The organism is Curtobacterium sp. ER1/6, from assembly GCF_001742745.1.
GTDB lineage: Bacteria > Actinomycetota > Actinomycetes > Actinomycetales > Microbacteriaceae > Curtobacterium > Curtobacterium citri.
This window is the reverse complement of the sequence record NZ_MJAK01000001.1, coordinates 768,510-788,278: the sequence shown is the minus strand read 5'-3', so window position 1 is coordinate 788,278 and position 19,769 is coordinate 768,510. Positions and strand designations below refer to the sequence as shown.

The 19,769-nt window shown below is 72.3% G+C and carries 15 protein-coding genes; 13 read left to right on the top strand and 2 right to left on the bottom strand.

Annotation, left to right across the window (positions count from 1 at the left end):
• Nucleotides 1–180 precede the first annotated feature (180 nt).
• From Cus16_RS03585 to Cus16_RS03555, 7 genes are all read left to right on the top strand, one after another.
• Nucleotides 181–1,233 (top strand): FecCD family ABC transporter permease, encoded by a 1,053-nt coding sequence (locus Cus16_RS03585; protein WP_069711186.1) that lies wholly within the window; start codon nt 181–183, stop codon nt 1,231–1,233.
• Nucleotides 1,230–2,210 carry a FecCD family ABC transporter permease gene (locus Cus16_RS03580; protein ID WP_069711185.1) on the top strand — a complete coding sequence of 327 codons (981 nt, stop codon included), beginning with the start codon at nt 1,230–1,232 and terminating at the stop codon, nt 2,208–2,210. The genes Cus16_RS03585 and Cus16_RS03580 overlap by 4 nt, the downstream gene beginning before the upstream one ends.
• Before the next feature lie 604 nt (nt 2,211–2,814).
• Nucleotides 2,815–5,274: a glycosyltransferase family 2 protein gene (locus tag Cus16_RS03575; RefSeq protein WP_069711184.1), complete on the top strand. Its 2,460-nt coding sequence runs from the start codon at nt 2,815–2,817 to the stop codon at nt 5,272–5,274.
• The gene (locus Cus16_RS03570; protein WP_069711183.1) at nt 5,274–6,878 is read left to right on the top strand and encodes a chitinase; all 1,605 of its coding nucleotides are present in this window, start codon (nt 5,274–5,276) and stop codon (nt 6,876–6,878) included. Before Cus16_RS03575 ends, Cus16_RS03570 begins: the two co-directional genes overlap by 1 nt.
• Before the next feature lie 193 nt (nt 6,879–7,071).
• The gene (locus Cus16_RS03565) at nt 7,072–7,551 is read left to right on the top strand and encodes an FHA domain-containing protein (protein ID WP_069711182.1); all 480 of its coding nucleotides are present in this window, start codon (nt 7,072–7,074) and stop codon (nt 7,549–7,551) included.
• Nucleotides 7,551–8,255: a MerR family transcriptional regulator gene (locus Cus16_RS03560; RefSeq protein ID WP_069711181.1), complete on the top strand. Its 705-nt coding sequence runs from the start codon at nt 7,551–7,553 to the stop codon at nt 8,253–8,255. Before Cus16_RS03565 ends, Cus16_RS03560 begins: the two co-directional genes overlap by 1 nt.
• Before the next feature lie 199 nt (nt 8,256–8,454).
• The gene (locus Cus16_RS03555; RefSeq protein ID WP_066658032.1) at nt 8,455–9,015 is read left to right on the top strand and encodes a MerR family transcriptional regulator; all 561 of its coding nucleotides are present in this window, start codon (nt 8,455–8,457) and stop codon (nt 9,013–9,015) included.
• 266 nt (nt 9,016–9,281) lie between these two features.
• On the opposite strand, the gene Cus16_RS03550 is transcribed toward Cus16_RS03555, so the two are convergent.
• Nucleotides 9,282–10,100, bottom strand: coding sequence for a ParA family protein (locus Cus16_RS03550; RefSeq protein WP_069711180.1), 819 nt, complete (start codon nt 10,098–10,100; stop codon nt 9,282–9,284).
• A 60-nt stretch (nt 10,101–10,160) separates the two neighbouring features.
• Here Cus16_RS03550 and Cus16_RS03545 point away from each other — a divergent pair, with 60 nt between their 5' ends.
• From Cus16_RS03545 to Cus16_RS16975, 3 genes are all read left to right on the top strand, one after another.
• Complete coding sequence (locus Cus16_RS03545; protein ID WP_069711179.1) at nt 10,161–13,571, top strand: pyruvate carboxylase; 3,411 nt, start codon at nt 10,161–10,163, stop codon at nt 13,569–13,571.
• A gap of 1 nt (nt 13,572) precedes the next feature.
• A complete protein-coding gene (locus Cus16_RS03540) occupies nt 13,573–14,076 on the top strand; it encodes a peptide deformylase (protein ID WP_069711178.1) in 504 nt (167 codons plus the stop codon).
• A 126-nt stretch (nt 14,077–14,202) separates the two neighbouring features.
• On the top strand, nt 14,203–14,331 hold the full coding sequence (locus Cus16_RS16975; protein WP_262982031.1) for a hypothetical protein: 129 nt from the start codon (nt 14,203–14,205) through the stop codon (nt 14,329–14,331).
• Nucleotides 14,332–14,442: 111 nt separating this feature from the next.
• Here the strand turns inward: Cus16_RS16975 and Cus16_RS03535 are convergent, their stop codons facing one another.
• Nucleotides 14,443–16,290, bottom strand: a complete 1,848-nt coding sequence (locus Cus16_RS03535) for an AMP-dependent synthetase/ligase (RefSeq protein ID WP_069711177.1) — start codon at nt 16,288–16,290, stop codon at nt 14,443–14,445.
• A gap of 174 nt (nt 16,291–16,464) precedes the next feature.
• On the opposite strand from Cus16_RS03535, the gene Cus16_RS03530 reads away from it, so the two are divergent.
• From Cus16_RS03530 to Cus16_RS03520, 3 genes are all read left to right on the top strand, one after another.
• Complete coding sequence (locus tag Cus16_RS03530; protein WP_069711430.1) at nt 16,465–17,418, top strand: ROK family glucokinase; 954 nt, start codon at nt 16,465–16,467, stop codon at nt 17,416–17,418.
• A gap of 41 nt (nt 17,419–17,459) precedes the next feature.
• Nucleotides 17,460–18,212 (top strand): lysophospholipid acyltransferase family protein, encoded by a 753-nt coding sequence (locus Cus16_RS03525; RefSeq protein WP_069711176.1) that lies wholly within the window; start codon nt 17,460–17,462, stop codon nt 18,210–18,212.
• Between the two features lie 126 nt (nt 18,213–18,338).
• Complete coding sequence (locus Cus16_RS03520; RefSeq protein ID WP_069711175.1) at nt 18,339–19,724, top strand: class II 3-deoxy-7-phosphoheptulonate synthase; 1,386 nt, start codon at nt 18,339–18,341, stop codon at nt 19,722–19,724.
• Nucleotides 19,725–19,769: the final 45 nt, after the last annotated feature.

The following is a 19,769-nucleotide window of genomic DNA, read 5'->3' as shown; positions in this document are numbered from 1 at the left end:
CCGGTCGTCCCTCGACCACCCGTGGGGTGTCGATCCGTTCCTCGACGACCCGGGCGGGCGTCGACGGAGACCAGTACAGGACCCGAACCCATGACGACCCTATGAACGAGCCCGGCGGGTGCTCAGGGGTTCCTCGGGGCCCGCCGTGCGACGGTCGCGGTTAGGCTTGCCTGACCTCCCATGCGCGCGTCGTCCCCCCGAACCCCCGTCCTGCGACCCCGACCGGAGCCGGCGTCCCGCTCCCGGCTCGTCGGCGCCGCGGTGGTCGCCGTCGTCGCGCTGGCCGTGGCCGTCGCCCTGTCGATCGCGTTCGGCTCCCGACCGATCCCGCTCGGCACGGTGCTCGACGCCGTGCTGCACCCGGGCCGGCAGGACGACGTCGGCCTCATCGTCCTCGGCAACCGCGTGCCCCGGACCGTCGTCGGCCTCCTCGCCGGAGCCGCCCTCGGTGTCGCGGGCGCGGTGATGCAGGGCGTCACCCGGAACCCGCTGGCCGACCCGAGCATCCTCGGCATCAACGCCGGTGCGGCGCTCGCGGTCGTCGTCGGCATCGCGGTCTTCGGCATCAGCGGCACCGCGGCCTACCTGCCGTTCGCCTTCGTCGGTGCCGGCCTCGCCGCGCTGCTCGTCTACGCGGTCGCGGCGGTGGCCCGACGCGGGTTGTCGCCCGTCGGGCTGGCCCTGGCCGGGGCGGTCGTCGCCGCGGCGCTGTCGTCCGTCACGACCGCCGTCCTCGTGTCGAGCCAGAGCCTCCTCGACCAGCTGCGCTTCTGGCAGGTCGGGGCGCTCGCCGGGAAGGACCTCGGCACCGCCGGGGTCATCGCCGTCCCGGTGCTCGTCGGGCTCGTGGTCGCCGTCGGGCTCGGCCGCTCGCTCAACACGCTCGCGCTCGGCGACGAGCTGGCGGCGTCCCTCGGGCAGCGCGTCGTGCTCGTGCGGATCGTCGGCGGGGTCGTGACGGTCCTGCTGGCCGGTTCCGCCGTCGCCGCGGCCGGACCGGTCGCGTTCGTCGGCCTCGCGGTCCCGCACGCCGTCCGTCGACTGAGCGGACCCGATCAACGCTGGACGATCCTCCTGTCCGCCCTCGTCGCACCCGCGCTCCTGCTCGTCGCCGACGTGATCGGCCGCGTCGTCGCGTACCCGGGGGAGCTGCAGGTCGGGATCGTCACCGCGCTCATCGGCGCGCCCGTGTTCATCTGGCTGGTCCGCTCGCGGGTGGTGACCGGCCTGTGAGCGCCGTCCGCCGCGAGGTCACCGTCCTCGGCACGGTCCTCCTGCTGCTCCTCGCCCTGGTGCTCGTCGGCCTCGGGGTCGGGGAGATCCCGCTCTCGCCGCTGCAGGTGGCCGGTGCCCTCGTCGGGCACGGCGACACCGTCTCGGACTTCGTCGTGGGGCAGCTCCGCGGGCCCCGTGTCGCGGGAGCCGTGCTCGTGGGCGCGGCCCTCGGTGCGGCGGGCGGCATCGTGCAGAGCGTCGTCCGGAACCCGATCGCGAGCCCGGACGTCATCGGCATCACCTCCGGGGCGAGCGCCTCCGGGCTGACCGCGATCGTCCTCTTCGGGGCGAGCGGCGGTGCGTTGTTCGGGTCCGTGGTCGTCGGTGCCGTCCTCGTCTCCGTCGTGATCGCCGCCCTGTCCTGGCGCCGGGGCATCACCGGCAACCGCGTGGTGCTCGTCGGCATCGGCGTCGCGGCGATCTGCCTGAGCATCACCGGGTGGATGCTGACGTCCGGCACCGTCCAGCAGGCGGGCACGGCGCTCCTGTGGTTGTCCGGCAGCCTCAACGCCGTGGACCGCACGCTCGTCGGCGTGCTCGGGATCGCCGTCGTCGTGCTCCTCGCCGCGGCGCTCGTGCAGTCCCGTCGCCTCACCGTCCTCGCGCTCGGGGACGAGGTCGCCGCCGCCCTCGGGCTCCGGCCGGACCGCGCCAAGGTCCTGCTGCTGCTCACCGCCGTCTGCCTGACCGCCGGCGCGGTCGCGACCGCGGGCCCGGTCGCGTTCGTCGCGCTGATGGCGGCACCGGTCGCCCGGCGGCTCGTCGGGAACGGTCGCGTCGCGCTCGGGGCCGTCGCCGCGGTCGGCGCGGTGATCACGCTGGCGAGCGACCTGCTGGCGCAGTTCGCGATCCCGGGCAACGCGCTGCCCGTCGGGGTCGTCACGGGTGTCGTCGGGGCGCCGTACCTGCTCTGGCTGCTGGCGCGCGGTCGGTAGGCGTGGCGGGGGCGCGCGTCCGCTCGCTCGGCCGCTCGCCTGGTGCTCCCGGGCGTCCCTGGTGCTTCCGGGCGTACTCGGCGGTGCAGGACCACCAGGTACGCCCGTTCCCGCATCCGATGGCACCCGTTCTGGGAAGGAACGGGCGCACGGACGGACGGGAGGTGCGGGACCAACCCGCACCGCGCCTCCCGTCCGTCAGGTGGTCCCGTCAGGCCGCGCGCCGGATGCTTCCGGGCGTACCCGGCGCTTCCGGGCGTACCCGGCGGTGCAGGACCACCAGGTACGCCCGTTCCCGCATCCAATGGCACCTGTTCTGGGAAGGAACGGGCGCAGGGACGGACGGGAGGCGCTGGACCAGCCCGCACCGCGCCTCCCGTCCGTCAGGTGGTCCCGTCGGGACGTGCGTGCGGCGCCGATGCGCGGACCCGCGCGGCGTCACGCGATGCCGCACCGCGCTGCGCGATCCCGCACGCGACCGCCCAGACCCCCCGTTCGGGTGTCGGCGCGCGGCGGGATCTCTCGTACGTTCTTCCCGACCGGCCGGACCCCCGACAGCGCCCGACCCGACGGAGCGCTGGTCCGGACGGAACGAAGGACTGCCATGCCCGATCCGTCCGCCGGCGCACCGACGCGCCGACGCCAGTGGGGGGCGGAGCGCCGCACCCGTCCGCTCGACACCCTGCACGCACGTCCCTCCGACCGGAAGCTCGTCTCCGGCCGGGTGGCGATCATCCTGACCATCGCCTTCTGGCTGGCGTACGTCGTCTACACCGTGATCCGCCAGTTCCTCGACTACGGCACCGAGAGCTTCCGCTTCACCACCGAGGCGCTCTCGTACCTCGTGGTCGTCACCTTCCTGACCTTCTCCGCGCTCATGCACCTGGTCGCCCGCCAGGGCGCGATGGAGCGCTTCGCGAGCCACGTGCGGGTCCCGCGCGCCGAGCTCGACCGGCACTTCGCGTCCGGCCACGACGCACCGATGACCGTCCTCGTGCCGAGCTACGCCGAGGAGCCGGACGTCGTCGCGACCACCCTGTGGTCGGCGGCGCTGCAGGAGTACCCGTCCCTGCGGATCGTCCTGCTGGTCGACGACGCGCCCTTCCCGACCGACCCGGAGACGCTCGACCGGCTCGAGCGCACGCGCGCGGTCGCGAGCCGCATCCAGGAGCAGCTCGAAGCTCCCTCCCGCCGGTTCCACGAGGCGCTGTTCTCGGCCGAGGTCGAGGCGGACGCAGCGCCCTTCGCGAGCACGCAGGCGCTCCGGACCCTCGTCGAGCACCACCGGTGGGCCGACGCGTGGCTCCGTCGCCAGGCCCGGGAGCACGACGTCGCCGACCACGTCGACCGGTTCTTCCACGACCAGGTGCTCGTCGGGCTCGCCGACGAGTTCGGCCTGACCGCGCAGGCCCTGGAGTCCGCGATCGCCGACGCCGTCGCACTCGGACAGGACTTCAGCGAGGTCACCTCCGCCCGGGCGCTCGAGCTGCAGCGCCGGCTCGCCTGGACCTTCACGGCAGAACTCACGACCTTCGAGCGCAAGCGGTACGTGAACCTCTCCGACGAGGCCAACAAGGCGATGAACCTCAACGCGTACATCGGCCTGATGGGCGGCGCCTACGCGTTCGACGAGACCGCGTCCGGCACCGTCCTGCGCACCGTCGACGACCCGGATGCTGCCGACCTCGTGGTGCCGGCGTCCGACTACGTCCTGACGCTCGACGCCGACTCGGTCCTGCTCCGCGACTACTGCCTGCGCCTGGTCTACTTCCTCGAGCAGCCGGAGAACGCCCGGGTCGCGGTGACGCAGACCCCGTACTCGTCCTTCCGCGGTGCCGCCACGCGCATCGAACGGCTCGCGGGCGCCACCACCGACATCCAGCACATCCTCCACCAGGGGATGTCCCGCCACGACGCCACCTTCTGGGTCGGGGCGAACGCCGTGATCCGCACGAAGGCCCTCCAGGACATCGAGGAGGTCGAGACCGTCGGCGGCTTCGAGGTGAAGCGCTACGTCCAGGACCGCACCGTGATCGAGGACACCGAGTCGAGCGTCGACCTCGGCATGCACGGCTGGACGCTCGTCAACTACCCGGAGCGACTGTCGTACAGCGCGACGCCCCCGGACTTCGGCTCGCTCGTCGTCCAGCGACGCCGCTGGGCGAACGGCGGGCTCCTGATCCTGCCGAAGTACATCCGGCAGGTCCGCGAGCGCCGCGCACGCGGGGAGCGTGTCGGCATCGTCGAGATGTCCCTCCGGGTGAACTACATGGCGTCGATCGCGTGGGCGTCCTTCGGGCTCATCTTCCTGCTCGCCTACCCGTACGACTCGCGACTGCTCAGCCCGATGGTCCTGCTCGCGGCGCTGCCGTACTTCTGGCTGCTGTCGAGCGACCTGAAGTACTGCGGGTACAAGCGCACGGACGTCTTCCGCATCTACGGCTTCAACCTGATCCTCATGCCCGTGAACGTGGCCGGCGTGCTGAAGAGCATCCAGCAGGCCCTGACGGCGAAGAAGATCCCGTTCGCCCGGACGCCGAAGGTGCGGGACCGCACCGCATCGCCGGCGCTGTACGTCCTCGCCCCGTACGCGATCGTCGCGTTCTCGGTGTTCACGTTCGTGCGTGACTACGGCGCGCAGAACTGGGGGAACGCGGTCTTCGCGGCCTTCAACGCCCTCCTCGCCACGTACGCGATCGTCGCCTACATCGGGGTGTGGAACTCCGTGGTGGACATCTGGCTGTGGGCCACCCGCTGGATGTACTACGACCCGGCGGCGCGCGCGGCCCGTCGTGCTGCTCGTCGAGCTGCTCGTCAGGCCGCTCGTCGGGCCGATCGTCCGGCTGCCCGTGGCGGCCGTCGGCACGGACGTCGTCGTGACGGTGTCGGTCCCGCTCCCGAGCCCGTCCTCGAGGACTGGTACGCCGTGCTGTACTTCGGACACGGCGGCGGCAACATGCCGGTCCGGCACGACGCCGACGTCGTCGGGGCGGCCGGCGCACGCCCCGCCACCTCCACCCCGGCCGGTGCGACCGGCCCCCGCCAGGAACGGAGCGCAGCCTGATGGCGACGACGAGACGACTCTCCCCGGTCCGGGTCACCATCGCGGTCGTGGTCGCCGCCGCGGTCGCCGTCGCCGGGTACGCCGGCTTCGACCGCTGGCACTCGGCCCGCGCGACCGAGCGGCAGCCCGCGTGGTTCGCGGCCTACACGGACGTGACCGCGACGCCGGTCTTCGCCTTCGAGGACGTCAAGTCGACGAAGGGCCGCAACGTGATGCTGTCCTTCGTCGTGGCCGATCACGACGACGCCTGCTCGCCGACGTGGGGCTCGTACTACTCGCTGCAGGGTGCGGCGGACCAGCTCGACCTCGACCGTCGCGTCGCCCGCCTGCAGCAGCAGCACGGCGAGGTCGGCGTCTCGTTCGGTGGACTCGCGAACGACGAGCTCGCCACCACCTGCACGAAGGCGTCCGACCTGCTCGGTGCCTACCGGCAGGTCGTGGACCGCTACGACCTGTCCACCGTCGACTTCGACGTCGAGGGCGACGACCTCACGAACCGCGCTGCGGGGGAGCGGCGGGCGAAGGCGGTGGCGGCGCTCCAGGAGGAGCGCCGGGCCGCCGGGCACCCGCTCGCGGTGTGGCTCACGCTGCCGGCCGCGCCGACGGGCCTCACCGAGGACGGCACCACCGCGGTCGCGCAGTTCCTCGCGGCCGGCGTGGACCTCGCCGGGGTGAACGCGATGACGATGGACTACGGCGAGGCCAAGGGGTCGAGCCAGAGCATGTACTCGGCGTCCGTGCAGGCGCTGCAGGAGGTCCAGCGCCAGCTCGGCGTCCTCTACCAGCGCGCCGGGACGCCCCTCGGTGACGACTCCCTCTGGCACAAGGTGGGGGCGACCCCGATGATCGGGCAGAACGACGTCCGCGACGAGGTGTTCTCGCTGAGCGACGCCCGGAAGCTCAACGCCTGGGCGCGGGACCGCGGGTTGGGACGGATGTCGATGTGGTCGCTGAACCGCGACACGACGTGCGGCTCGAACTACGTCAACCTGTCGACCGTCTCGAACTCGTGCTCCGGGATCGACCAGGACGGCCTGCTGTTCGCCGACGTGCTCGGCAAGGGCTTCGGCGGCGGGATCGTCGCGGCGGCATCGCACGTGACCGAGGCGGAGCCCTCCGCCACCGAGCAGCCCACGGACGACCCGAAGACGAGTCCCTACCCCGTGTGGGACCAGGACGCGTCCTACCTCGAGGGCACCAAGGTGGTGTGGCACCACAACGTCTACGAGGCGAAGTGGTGGACGTCCGGCGACCTGCCCGACGACCCGGTGCTCAGCGCCTACGAGACGCCGTGGCAGATCATCGGACCGGTGCTGCCGGGGGAGAAGCCCGTCGAACCGCTCACCCTGCCCGACGGCACCTACGCCGCGTGGTCCGGGACGAAGCAGTACGACACGGGCGCCCGCGTCCTGTTCCACGGCATCCCGTACCAGTCGAAGTGGTGGAACACCGGCGACAGCCCCGAGGCGTCGACGAGCGATCCGGACGGCTCGCCCTGGGTGCGGCTCAAGGACGCCGAGGTGCGCAGGATCCTCGACGCGCTCGCCTCGGGGGAGCCGGCGCCGTCCGCGACCGCGACCGCGACCGCGACGCCGGCGCCCTGAGCGCACGCCGCCGCGACCACGTGTCGGACGGGAGGCGCGGTGCGGGTCCGCCCCGCGCCTCCCGTCCGTCGGCTGGGTCGCGGCGGTGTGTTCGCTGAGCGCGTCCTGTCCAGTTCTCCCCAGGTCCCGTTCCGGGCTCCCGCACGACCACCCGTTTCCGATACGCTGGTGCGCCAAGAGGAGGAGGTCCACGATGCCAGAGCCAGTGGTCCCGCAGCCGGGTGGTCAGAAGACACCGGAACAGCGGCTGGTCGACACGACCCTGACCTTCAGCATGGACATGGGCGCGGCGCTCACCGCCGAGTCCGGTGTCTCGGCCGAGGAGCGCGACGCGGTCAACGCCCTGCCCTCCGGGTCGGCGCTGCTCGTGGTCCGACGCGGTCCGAACGTGGGTGCGCGGTTCCTCCTGGACTCCGACGTCACCACCGCGGGTCGGCACCCCGACGCGGACATCTTCCTCGACGACGTCACCGTGTCGCGGAAGCACGCCCAGTTCATCCGTCAGGGCACCGCCTTCAGCGTCAAGGACAACGGGTCGCTGAACGGCACGTACTTCGATGGTGTCCGCATCGACGAGGCACTGCTCACCGACGGCGCCGAGGTGCAGGTGGGCAAGTTCCGCCTGACCTTCTACGCATCCCGGGTCGACCTGGCGCGCCTGGCGACCGCGTAGTGGCAGCGCGGTCCGCCGCGGCCCGGACCGGGTCCGCGGTGCCGGACCTGCTCACCATCGGGCAGGTCCTCGCGCGGCTCAAGCCCGAGTTCCCGGACCTGTCGAGCTCGAAGCTCCGCTTCCTCGAGGAACGCGAGCTCGTCACCCCGGTCCGCACGGCCAGCGGCTACCGGAAGTTCTCGGGGGCCGACGTGGAGCGCCTCCGGATCGTCCTCGGCCTGCAGCGCGACCACTACCTCCCGCTCAAGGTCATCAAGGACTACCTCGCCGACCTCGACGCCGGACGCGATCCGGTCCTCCCCGGCGGCGGTGACGCGCCGAGGCCGTCGATCCTCGGGCGTGAGCGCCGGTACACCCGCGACGAGACCGTCCGTGCGGCCGGCGCGAGCCCGATGCTGCTGAGCGACGCGGTCTCCGCCTCGCTGCTGCCGGCGGCCGACACCTACGGCGACGACGCCGTGGCCGTGCTCCGGGCGCTCGTCGACCTGCAGCGCACCGGCATCGAGCCGCGGCACCTGCGCACCATGCGCGGCGTCGTCGACCGTGAGGTCGGGCTCATCGAGTCGGCGCTCATGCCGGTCTCCCGCCGGGGTGACGCGACCTCGCGCGCCAAGGCGAACGAGCTCGCCCGCGAGATCGCCGGGCACCTCGAGGTCGTCCGGTCGAACCTCGTCCGCGCGGCGATCGGTCGCCTCGACGCATGAGCGTCGCTCCGGGGGCCTCCGTCCGGGAGCACGAGCCTGTCGGGCGTCGGTGGTCGGGGCGTATCCTCGACACGCCGGACTCGCCGGGACGGATGTGCCGCGATCACCGTGTCCGAGTCGCTACCGTGGACCTCGGAACAACTCTCAACCCGTCGTTGAACCTTCGGGTGGGAGCTCGAACGTCGTGGAAGGCATGCACATGAGTGGGACTGACACCCCCGGTACCGAGTCCGAGATGACTCGGTACGACCTCGGCCTGCTCTTCACCGACGGCCTCCCCGAGCACGACGAGCAGAACGGCTACCGCGGCACCGTCGCCGCGCGGGCAGCGGGCATCTCCTACCGCCAGCTCGACTACTGGGCCCGCACCGAGCTCGTCCAGCCCACGATCCGTGGCGCGGCCGGCTCCGGGTCGCAGCGACTGTACGGGTTCCGCGACATCCTCGTCCTCAAGCTCGTCAAGCGCCTGCTCGACACCGGCATCTCGCTGCAGCAGATCCGCACCGCCGTGAACCAGCTGCGCGAGTCGGGCGTGTCCGACCTCGCCCAGACGACGCTGATGTCGGACGGTGCCTCGGTCTACCTCTGCACCTCCGACGACGAGGTCATCGACCTCGTGTCCCGCGGCCAGGGCGTGTTCGGCATCGCCGTGGGCAAGGTCCTGCGCGAGGTGGAGAGCTCCCTCGTCGAGCTCGACGCCACCCCCGCGGCCGACCCGGCCGACGAGCTCGCCGCCCGCCGGGCGAACCGCGCTTCCTGACGCCGGTCCGCTGGTGCTGCCCCGTGGCAGCGGTCGTTCCCGCGCCTGACGCCGAGGTCGCGCGACCTGCCGCGGCCGCGCCGCCGAGGTCGCACGACACGCCGCGTGCATGATGCCGAGAGCGCACGACATGCCGCGTGGGTGGTACCGAGAGCGCAGAATTCGGCACTCTCGCCGTGCTCGGACGACGAGTCGTGCACGCTCGGCGGACGTGAGTGGCGAGTCGCGCCCGCTCGCACCCGCGCCCGGAGCCGGGCGCGGCGGCGTCAGGCCTGGATCGCGGCGCCCTCGGCGTACGGACCGATCTTGCCCGTGCGCATGATCCGCTCGAGCAGCTGGTCGAAGTTCCGCGCCATCTCCTGCGCCGACTCACCCGGCCACACGTGCAGGGGCTTCGCGGCACCCTGGGCCTGCTGCAGCGACGTGCGCTCCGGCAGCTGCGGCGAGAGCACGAGCGGGCCGAACATGTCCCGGAGCTCCTTGATGCGGAACTGGTGCTCGAGCGACTGCACTCGAGCGCGGTTCACGATGATCCCGAGCGGCTGCAGGCGGGGGGAGAGTCCGCGTCGGATCTCCTCGATCGCACGGAGGGCACGGTCGGCGGCGGCCACGGAGAACAGACCCGGCTCGGTGACGACGGTCACGCGGTCGGAGGCCGCCCACGCGGTGCGGGTGAGCGCGTTGAGGGACGGCGCACAGTCGATCAGGACCAGCTCGTAGTCCTGCTCGACGTTGGCCAGGGCCTCTTCCAGCTTCCAGATGTCGCGGATCGAGGGGTGGGGTCCGTCGAAGTTGATCGCCGAGGGGGAGCCGACGAGCACGTCGACCTTGCCCTGCGAGCCCTTCGTCCACCCGGACGGGGCGATCGCCTGACGGACGATCTTCTCCTTCGGGTTCTCGAGGACGTCGGCGACGTTGAGGTGGCCGGAGATGTCGATGTCGAGGCCCGTGGAGACGTCGGACTGCGGGTCGAGGTCCACCACCAGCGTGCGCAGTCCCTTGGCGAACGCGGCCGATGTCAGGCCGAGCGTCACCGTCGTCTTGCCGACACCACCCTTGAGGGAGCTCACGCTGAGTACATGCACGGTGAGCCACGTTACCGCCAGTAGGGTTGTGACACCTCAACCCGGGCTGAAAGGGACGTCGTGTTCAGCAAGATCCTCGTGGCGAACCGTGGCGAGATCGCCATCCGCGCGTTCCGTGCCGCGTACGAGCTGGGGGCCCGCACGGTCGCCGTCTACCCGTACGAGGACCGCAACTCCCTGCACCGGCTGAAGGCCGACGAGGCCTACGTGATCGGTGAGCCGGGTCACCCCGTCCGGGCCTACCTGGACGTCTCCGAGATCATCCGCGTCGCCCGCGAGTCGGGCGCCGACGCGATCTACCCGGGCTACGGCTTCCTGTCCGAGAACCCGGAGCTGGCGGCCGCCGCCGCCGCTGCGGGGATCACGTTCATCGGGCCCGGCGAGCACGTCCTCGAGATGGCGGGCAACAAGGTCACCGCGAAGGAGCACGCGATCGCGGCCGGTGTCCCGGTCCTCGCGAGCACCCCGCCGAGCCGCGACGTCGACGAGCTCCTGGCGGGTGCCGACGCGATCGGCTTCCCGGTGTTCGCGAAGGCGGTCGCCGGCGGTGGCGGGCGCGGCATGCGCCGGGTCGAGACCAAGGCCGAGCTGCGCGGCGCACTCGAGGCCGCCATGCGCGAGGCCGACAGTGCGTTCGGCGACCCGACCATGTTCCTCGAGCAGGCCGTCATCCGTCCGCGGCACATCGAGGTGCAGATCCTCGCGGACGCCACCGGCTCCGACGCGGGCACCATGCACCTGTTCGAGCGCGACTGCTCCGTGCAGCGCCGCCACCAGAAGGTCGTCGAGATCGCGCCGGCGCCGCACCTCGACCCGTCGGTCGCGGCCGCCCTGCACCGGGACGCCGTCGCGTTCGCCCGGTCGATCGGCTACGTCAACGCCGGCACCGTCGAGTTCCTGCTCGACACCGAGGGCGACCGCGCCGGTCAGCACGTCTTCATCGAGATGAACCCGCGCATCCAGGTCGAGCACACCGTGACCGAGGAGGTCACCGACGTCGACCTCGTCCAGTCGCAGATGCGCATCGCCGCAGGGGAGACCCTCGCCGACCTCGGGCTGTCGCAGGACACCGTCAGCGTGCACGGCGCCGCCCTGCAGACCCGCATCACGACGGAGGACCCGACGCAGGGCTTCCGTCCGGACACCGGCCGCATCACCACCTACCGCAGCCCGGGCGGCGCCGGCGTCCGTCTCGACGGCGGCACGGTGGCGACGGGCGCGCAGATCAGCCCGCACTTCGACTCGATGCTCGCGAAGATGACCTGCCGCGGTCGCGACTTCCCGGCCGCGGTGGCGCGGGCGAAGCGTGCCCTCGCCGAGTTCCGCATCCGCGGCGTGAGCACGAACATCCCGTTCCTGCAGGCCGTCCTCGAGGACCCGGACTTCGCCCGCGGTGACGTCTCGACGCAGTTCATCGAGGAGCGCCCGCAGCTCTTCGGCGGTCACGTCTCGAAGGACCGCGGCACGAAGGTCCTCGGATGGCTCGCCGACGTCACGGTGAACAAGCCGAACGGCGAGCGTCGCCCGCAGACCGTCGAGCCGAGCGAGAAGCTGCCGGCCGTCGACCTGTCCGTCGCGCCGCCGGAGGGGCAGCGCGACCTGCTGCGCCGGGTCGGTCCGGCCGCGTGGACACGGGCGCTCCGCGAGCAGACCGCCCTCGCGGTCACCGAGACGACGATGCGCGACGCGCACCAGTCCCTCCTCGCGACCCGGGTCCGCACGAAGGACCTGGTGGCCGTCGCCCCGCACGTGGCCCGGCTCACGCCGCAGCTGCTCAGCGTCGAGGCCTGGGGCGGCGCCACCTACGACGTGGCGCTGCGCTTCCTCGGCGAGGACCCGTGGGAGCGCCTCGCCTCGCTCCGCGCGGCGATCCCGAACATCCCCGTCCAGATGCTCCTGCGCGGGCGCAACACCGTCGGCTACACCCCGTACCCGACGGAGGTCACCGACGCGTTCGTGGCCGAGGCCGCCGCCAGCGGCGTCGACGTCTTCCGGGTGTTCGACGCGCTCAACGACGTCTCGCAGCTGCGTCCCGCACTGGAGGCCGTGCTCGCCACCGACACGGCCGTCGCCGAAGCGGCGCTCTGCTACTCCGGCGACCTCCTCGACCCCGCCGAGGACCTCTACACGCTCGACTACTACCTCCGCCTCGCGGAGCAGATGGTCGACGCCGGCGCGCACGTCATCGGCATCAAGGACATGGCCGGCCTGCTCCGCGCCGGTGCCGCCGAGCGGCTCGTCACGGCACTGCGCGAGCGGTTCGACCAACCCGTGCACGTGCACACCCACGACACCGCGGGCGGCCAGCTGGCGACCCTCCTCGCCGCGTCCCGCGCCGGCGCCGACGCCGTCGACGTCGCCGCCGCGCCGATGGCCGGCACCACGAGCCAGCCGAGCATGTCCGCGCTCGTCGCGGCGCTGGCGCACACCGAGCGGGACACCGGGCTCGACCTCGCCGCGGTCGGCGCGCTGGAACCCTACTGGGAGGCCGTCCGTCGCGCGTACGCGCCGTTCGAGTCCGGCCTGCCCGGGCCGACCGGTCGCGTCTACCAGCACGAGATCCCCGGTGGGCAGCTCTCGAACCTCCGGCAGCAGGCCATCGCGCTCGGTCTCGGCGACCGCTTCGAGCAGGTCGAGGACTGGTACGCCGCTGCCAACCGGATCCTCGGCCGGCCGACGAAGGTGACGCCGTCGTCGAAGGTCGTCGGCGACCTCGCGCTGCAGCTCGCCGCGGTCGGGGCCGACCCCGAGGACTTCGAGCAGAACCCGCAGAAGTACGACATCCCGGACTCGGTCGTCGGGTTCATGGCCGGCGAGCTGGGCGACCTGCCCGGCGGCTGGCCGGAGCCCTTCCGGTCGAAGGTGCTCGCGGGGCGGGAGGTCCGCCTGACGGTCACCCCGGTCCCCGACGCGGAGCGCGCGCACCTCGCCGCCTCCGGTCCCGAACGCCAGCAGGCCCTCAACCGCCTGCTCTTCCCGCAGCCGACCCGGCAGTTCGAGCAGGTCCGCGAGCAGTACGGGGACCTCTCCGTCCTGCCGACCACGGACTACCTGTACGGGCTGCGCCCCGGTCAGGAGCACGTCGTGCCGCTCGGTCGCGGCGTCGACCTGCTCGTCGGGCTCGAGGCGATCGGCGAGGTCGACGAGCGGGGCATGCGCACGGTCATGACGACGATGAACGGGCAGCTCCGCCCGGTCACCGTCCGCGACCGTTCGGTCGAGGTCGAGACGAAGGTGGCCGAGCAGGCCGACCCGTCCGACCCGAAGCACGTCGCCGCACCGTTCTCCGGTGTCGTGACGCTCAAGGTCGCCGTCGGTGACGTCGTCCGGGCCGGTCAGGCCGTGGCGAGCATCGAGGCGATGAAGATGGAAGCGGCCATCACGGCGCCCGTGGCGGGCACCGTCGGCCGTCTCGCGATCCCGGCGACCCAGCAGGTGGACGCCGGCGACCTCCTGGTGGTGCTGCAGTAACGTGACCGTCCGTCCCATCCGCCTGTTCGGCGACCCCGTCCTCCGTTCCCCCGCGGACCCGATCGCACCGGAGGCCCTCGGCTCACCCGGTGTGCGCGACCTCGTGCAGGACCTCATCGACACGGTCAAGGAGCCCGGCCGTGCCGGCGTCGCCGCCCCGCAGATCGGCGTGGGGCTGCGGGCCTTCTCCTGGAACGTGGACGGCGAGGTCGGCTACGTCCTGAACCCGGAGGTCGTCGAGGTCCGCGGCGAACGGGAGCACATGGACGAGGGCTGCCTCTCCGTCCCCGGCCTGTCCTACCCGACACCCCGCCATCCGTGGGCGCGTGTCCGCGGGGTCGACGTCGACGGTGCCGAGGTCGTGCTCGAGGGCACCGGGCTGATGGCCGAGGCGCTGCAGCACGAGGTGGACCACCTCGACGGCACCGTCTACGTCATGACGCTCGACCCCGAGGTCCGCCGCGGGGCGCTCCGCGACATCCGCGCGCAGGACTGGTTCCACTGAGAACGACGATGCGGGCCGACATCCGGTGACACCCGGACGCGGGATTGTCGGTCTGCGGCCCGGCGGAGGTACCGTGCTCTCGTCGGCTTCCCACCGACACCCTTCCCACACCTCCCAGGACCCAGCATGACCGTTCAGAACGACGAGCTCAGCTCGCACCGCACCCGCACCAACCGCCGCCCGGAACCCACACCGGTGACGGCCACGACCGCCGTCCTCGACGCGCCGGAGGCGCTGCAGGCCCCGGCGTCCTGAGAGCAGCGTGCAGGCGGCCCGACGAGGGGTCGCGCCCCGCGCGCAGACGGAGACACGGAGGCCCGGTGCCGGTCCGACGGACCGGCACCGGGCCTCCGGTGCGTCGCGGTGCTACGCGCGGTCGCGGCGACGGGACGCGACCACGGGGGTCGCGGTGGTCTGCACCTTCGATCCCGAGTAGATGTGCTCGACGTCGGCCGCGAAGTCCCGCATCACGACGGCACGCTTGATCGTGAGCTTGGGCGTCAGGTGACCGGACGCCTCGGTGAGCTCCGTGTCGACGATCGTGAACGAACGGACCGACTCGGCCCGCGACACCCGCTGGTTCGCGGCGTCCACGGCCTCCTGGACCGCCACGTGGACGCGTTCGTCGTACGCGGCCGCGGTCGGGGTCAGGGCGGGCACGATCCCGCGGGCCTCGCACCAGCCGGGCAGCATCTCGCGGTCGAGGGTCACGAGCGCCGCGACGAAGGGCTTGCCCTCGCCGACCACGACGACCTGTCCGACCAGCGGGTGCTCGCGGATGCCGTCCTCGATCGGGGCGGGGGCGACGTTCTTGCCGCTCGCCGTGACGATGAGCTCCTTCGCGCGGCCGGTCACCGTGAGGACCCCGTCGGCGTCGAGCCGTCCGAGGTCACCGGTGCGGAACCAGCCGTCGACGAAGGCCTTCGCGGTCGCCTCCTCGTTGTGCCAGTAGCGGTCGAAGACGTCGACACCGCGGACGAGCACCTCGCCGTCCTCGGCGATCCGGACCTCGACACCGGGCAGCGCGCGCCCGACCGTCCCGATCCGCAGCTCCTGCGCGCGGTTCACCGTGGCCGGCGCGGTGGTCTCGGTCAGGCCGTAGCCCTCGAGGATGTGCACGCCGATCGACCGGAAGAAGTGCGATAGTCGTGGCGACAGCGGGGCGGAACCGCTGATGGCGTGCGTCACCCGGCCGCCGATCGCGTTCCGCAGCTTCGCGTAGACGAGCCGGTCGAAGAGCGCGAAGCGCAGCCGCAGGCCGACCGGCACCCGACCGGCCGCGACGGCCTCGGAGTGCGCGACCGCGACGTCCGCCGCGGCCCGGAAGACCCGGCCCTTCCCGCCGAGGTCGGCCTTCTGCTCGGCCGAGTTGTAGATCTTCTCGAAGACGCGGGGGACGGCGAGGAGGAACGTGGGGCGGAAGGTCGACACCGCCCGCATGAGGTCGCGGGTGTCCGGTTCGTGCCCCACGACCACGCCGGTGGAGATCGACATGACGGCGATGAAGCGTGCGAACACGTGGGCCATGGGGATGAAGAGGAGCGTCGACGAACCGTCGGCGACGACCTCGGGCATCGCCTCCGTCGCCCCCTCGACCGTCGCGGTGAAGTTGTCGTGCCGCAGCACGCAGCCCTTCGGCCGACCGGTGGTGCCGGACGTGTAGATGATCGTGGCGTCGTCGTGTCCGTGCACGTCCGACGTCCGGGCGTCGAGCTCGGCGTCGGTGACGGTCTCGCCGAGCCGGACGAGGTCGTCGAGCCCGCCGCCGTCGATCGTCCAGTGCTGACCGAGGTGCGGCAGGTCGGGGGCGACGGACGCGACGCGACGCGCGTGCTCCTCCTGTTCGACCACGACGGCCACCGTCTCGGAGTCGGAGAGGATCCAGCGCACCTGGTCGGGGGAGCTCGTCTCGTACACGGGGACGGACACCAGGCCCGCGGTCCACACGGCGAAGTCGACGAGGGTCCACTCGAGGCGGGTGCGCGAGAGGATCGCCACGTGCGCACCGGGAGCGAGCCCGGCGGCGACGAAGCCCTTCGCGATGCCGCGGACCCGGGCGAGGGTCTCCGCGGCGGTGATGGTCGTCCACGTGTCGCCGTGGCGCTGGGCCAGGATCGGTCGGTCCGGGGTCCGTCGCGCCCGGTCGGTGAGCAGGCTCGCCGCGGATCCGCGGTCCGGAGCGGATATGGGTGCGGACTGCCGCTGATCGTTCACGGTGGACTCCCTTGTCGGCCGGTTCGATACGAGGACGCCTCGACGGTGAGGCGGCACCGCCAGCTTACGGCGACGACGCGGGCCGCCGCCCGGGCACGGCCGCGGTTCGCAGCACCTCGACAGGCACGGACCGGCGTTCGGCGGCGCCACCTGGAGACGGTAGGGTCGATGCTCGTGCATGCCATCGGAATCGACATCGGGGGCACCAAGATCGCTGGTGCGGTCGTCTCGGAGCTCGGCGAGATCCTCGCCGAGGACCGCGTCGCCACCAACGCGGCGGACCCGGACGCCATGCTCGACGACGTCGTGACCATGGTGTCGCGACTCCGGGCCGCCCACGACGTGGGTGCCGTGGGCGTCGCCGCGCCGGGCTTCATCGACGCCTCGCAGTCGATCGTCTACTACACGCCGAACATCCGGTGGCGGAACGAGCCCCTGCGCCAGAAGCTGCAGGAGCGTCTCGGCGACCTGCACATCACCGTCGACAACGACGCGAACGCGGCCGGCTGGGCCGAGTTCCGCTTCGGTGCCGGCCGCCTGGTCTCCGACATGACGATGCTCACCATCGGCACCGGGGTCGGCGGCGCGATCGTCACCGAGGACCGACTGTTCCGGGGCGGCTTCGGCACCGGCGGCGAGATCGGCCACCTGCGCATCGTGCCGAACGGGCTCCCGTGCGGCTGCGGCGCCCGCGGGTGCATCGAGCAGTACGGCTCCGGACGCGCCCTGCAGCGCATGGCGAACGACGTCGCGGACGCCGGCGGCATCGGGTCCGCGCTGGCCGACGCCCGCGAGCAGAACGGCGGCCAGCTCGACGGCGCGATCGTCGGCGACCTCATCCTGGCCGACGACCCGGGCGCCCTCGCGGCCCTCCGTCGCCTCGGTCGGCACCTCGGCGAGGCCTGCGCCTCGCTGTCCGCCGTGCTCGACCCGCAGCTCTTCGTCTTCGGCGGCGGGGTCGCCAGCGCGGGCGACCGGCTGCTCGAGCCCATCAAGCAGGCGTACCTGAACAACCTGCCGGCCCGTGGCTACCACCCGGAGCCCGACTTCGTCATCGCCGAGCTCGTGAACGACGCCGGTGTCGTCGGCGCCGCCGACCTCGCCCGCATCCACGCGCGCACGGCGTAGGGTCACCCCGACGGCACCCGCGTCCCGAACTGGAGTCGACGATGACCTACTGGCTGCTCAAGAACTTCCTGCTCGGCCCGCTCATCCTCACCCTCTTCCGGCCGTGGGTCATCGGGCGTGAGCACGTCCCCGCGAAGGGGCCGGTGATCTTCGCCTCGAACCACATCTCGTTCATCGACTCGGTGATCCTGCCGGCGGTCCTCGACCGCCGCATCTCGTTCCTGGCGAAGAGCGACTACTTCACGGGTCGTGGGCTGAAGGGGTGGGCGACGAAGACGTTCTTCAACGCCATCGGACAGCTGCCGATCGACCGCTCCGGCGGCAAGGCGTCCGAGGCGTCGCTCCGCACCGGACTGCAGGTGCTGGCGCGCGGCGAGCAGCTCGGCATCTACCCGGAGGGGACCCGCAGCCCGGACGGCAAGCTCTACCGCGGGCGCACCGGCATCGCCCGGATGATCCTCGAGGGCCGCGTCACCGTCGTGCCGGTCGCCATGATCGGCACGCGTGAGGTGCAGCAGATCGGGCAGAAGATCCCGAAGGCCAAGCGCGTCGGCGTCGTCTTCGGCAAGCCGCTCGACTTCTCGCGCTTCGCCGGCTTCGAGACCGACCGGTTCATCCTGCGCAGCGTGACCGACGAGGTCATGCACGAGCTCGCCGGCCTGAGCCGCCAGGAGTACGTCGACGTCTACGCCACGAGCGTCAAGGAGCGGGCGACCAGCGCGCGGGAGCAGGTCATGAAGGACCGGCGCACCCCGGCCGCCGCCGCACCCGAGGCGACCGCCGCGGACCGGTAGCCGGCCCGTCACACGCACGCGGGCGCCGCGCGGCGGACGGTAGGATCTGAGGACTCCGAGCCCGAGCCGGGGCCCCCGCCCGCGGGTGCCGCCCCGGCCACCGACCCAGAACACCGAGGTACCTCCTTGATCGAGTCGACCGACCCCGTCGCCCTGCAGGATCCGGACGTCATCGCGGGCCTCGACCACTGGCGCACCCTGCCGATCAAGCAGCAGCCGACCTGGCCGGACGTGGCCGCCGCCGAGGCCGCCTCCGCCGAGATCGCGACGCTCCCGCCGCTGGTCTTCGCGGGCGAGGTCGACGACCTGCGGGCCCGGCTCGCGGTCGCGGCCTCGGGCGGCGCCTTCCTGCTGCAGGGCGGCGACTGCGCGGAGACCTTCGCCGGCGCCACCGCGGACTCGATCCGCGACCGCGTGAAGACGATCCTGCAGATGGCCGTCGTGCTGACGTACGGCGCCTCGATGCCCGTCATCAAGATGGGCCGGATGGCGGGGCAGTTCGCCAAGCCGCGGTCGAGCGACCTCGAGACCCGGGGCGACGTCACCCTGCCGGCGTACCGCGGTGACATCGTCAACGGCTACGACTTCACGCCCGAGAGCCGGCAGGCCGACCCGCGCCGCCTGGTGCAGGGGTACCACACGGCCGCGTCGACGCTGAACCTCGTCCGCGCCTTCACCCAGGGCGGGTTCGCCGACCTGCGCCAGGTGCACTCGTGGAACAAGGGCTTCGCGTCGAACCCGGCGAACGCCCGCTACGAGCACCTCGCGGCCGAGATCGACCGCGCGATCCGCTTCATGGGCGCCTGCGGTGCCGACTTCGAGGCGCTCAAGCACGTCGAGTTCTACGCCTCGCACGAGGGGCTGCTGATGGACTACGAGCGGCCGATGACCCGGATCGACTCCCGCTCCGGTCTGCCCTACGACACCTCGGGCCACTTCATCTGGATCGGTGAGCGGACCCGCGACATCGACGGTGCCCACGTCGACTTCCTGTCGCGCGTGCGGAACCCGATCGGCGTCAAGCTCGGCCCGACGACGAGCGTCGACGACATGCGGGCGCTCATCGAGAAGCTCGACCCCGAGCGCGAGCCCGGCCGCCTGACCTTCATCACGCGCATGGGTGCCGGCAAGATCCGTGACGAGCTGCCGAAGCTGCTCGAGGCGGTGCAGGGCATGGACGCGAAGCCGCTCTGGGTCACGGACCCGATGCACGGCAACGGCCTGACGACGCCGACCGGGTACAAGACCCGTCGGTTCGACGACGTCGTGGACGAGGTCCTCGGCTTCTTCGAGGCCCACCGCGAGGTCGGCACGTACCCGGGCGGCATGCACGTCGAGCTCACCGGTGACGACGTCACGGAGTGCCTCGGCGGCTCCGAGCAGATCGACGAGGCGACGCTGGCGACCCGCTACGAGTCGCTGTGCGACCCGCGCCTCAACCACATGCAGTCCCTCGAGCTGGCCTTCCTGGTGGCGGAGGAACTGGCGGCGCACCCGACCGCACGCCCGTAGCGCGCAGGTCCCAACCGACGGACGGGAGGCGCGGTGCCGGCTGGC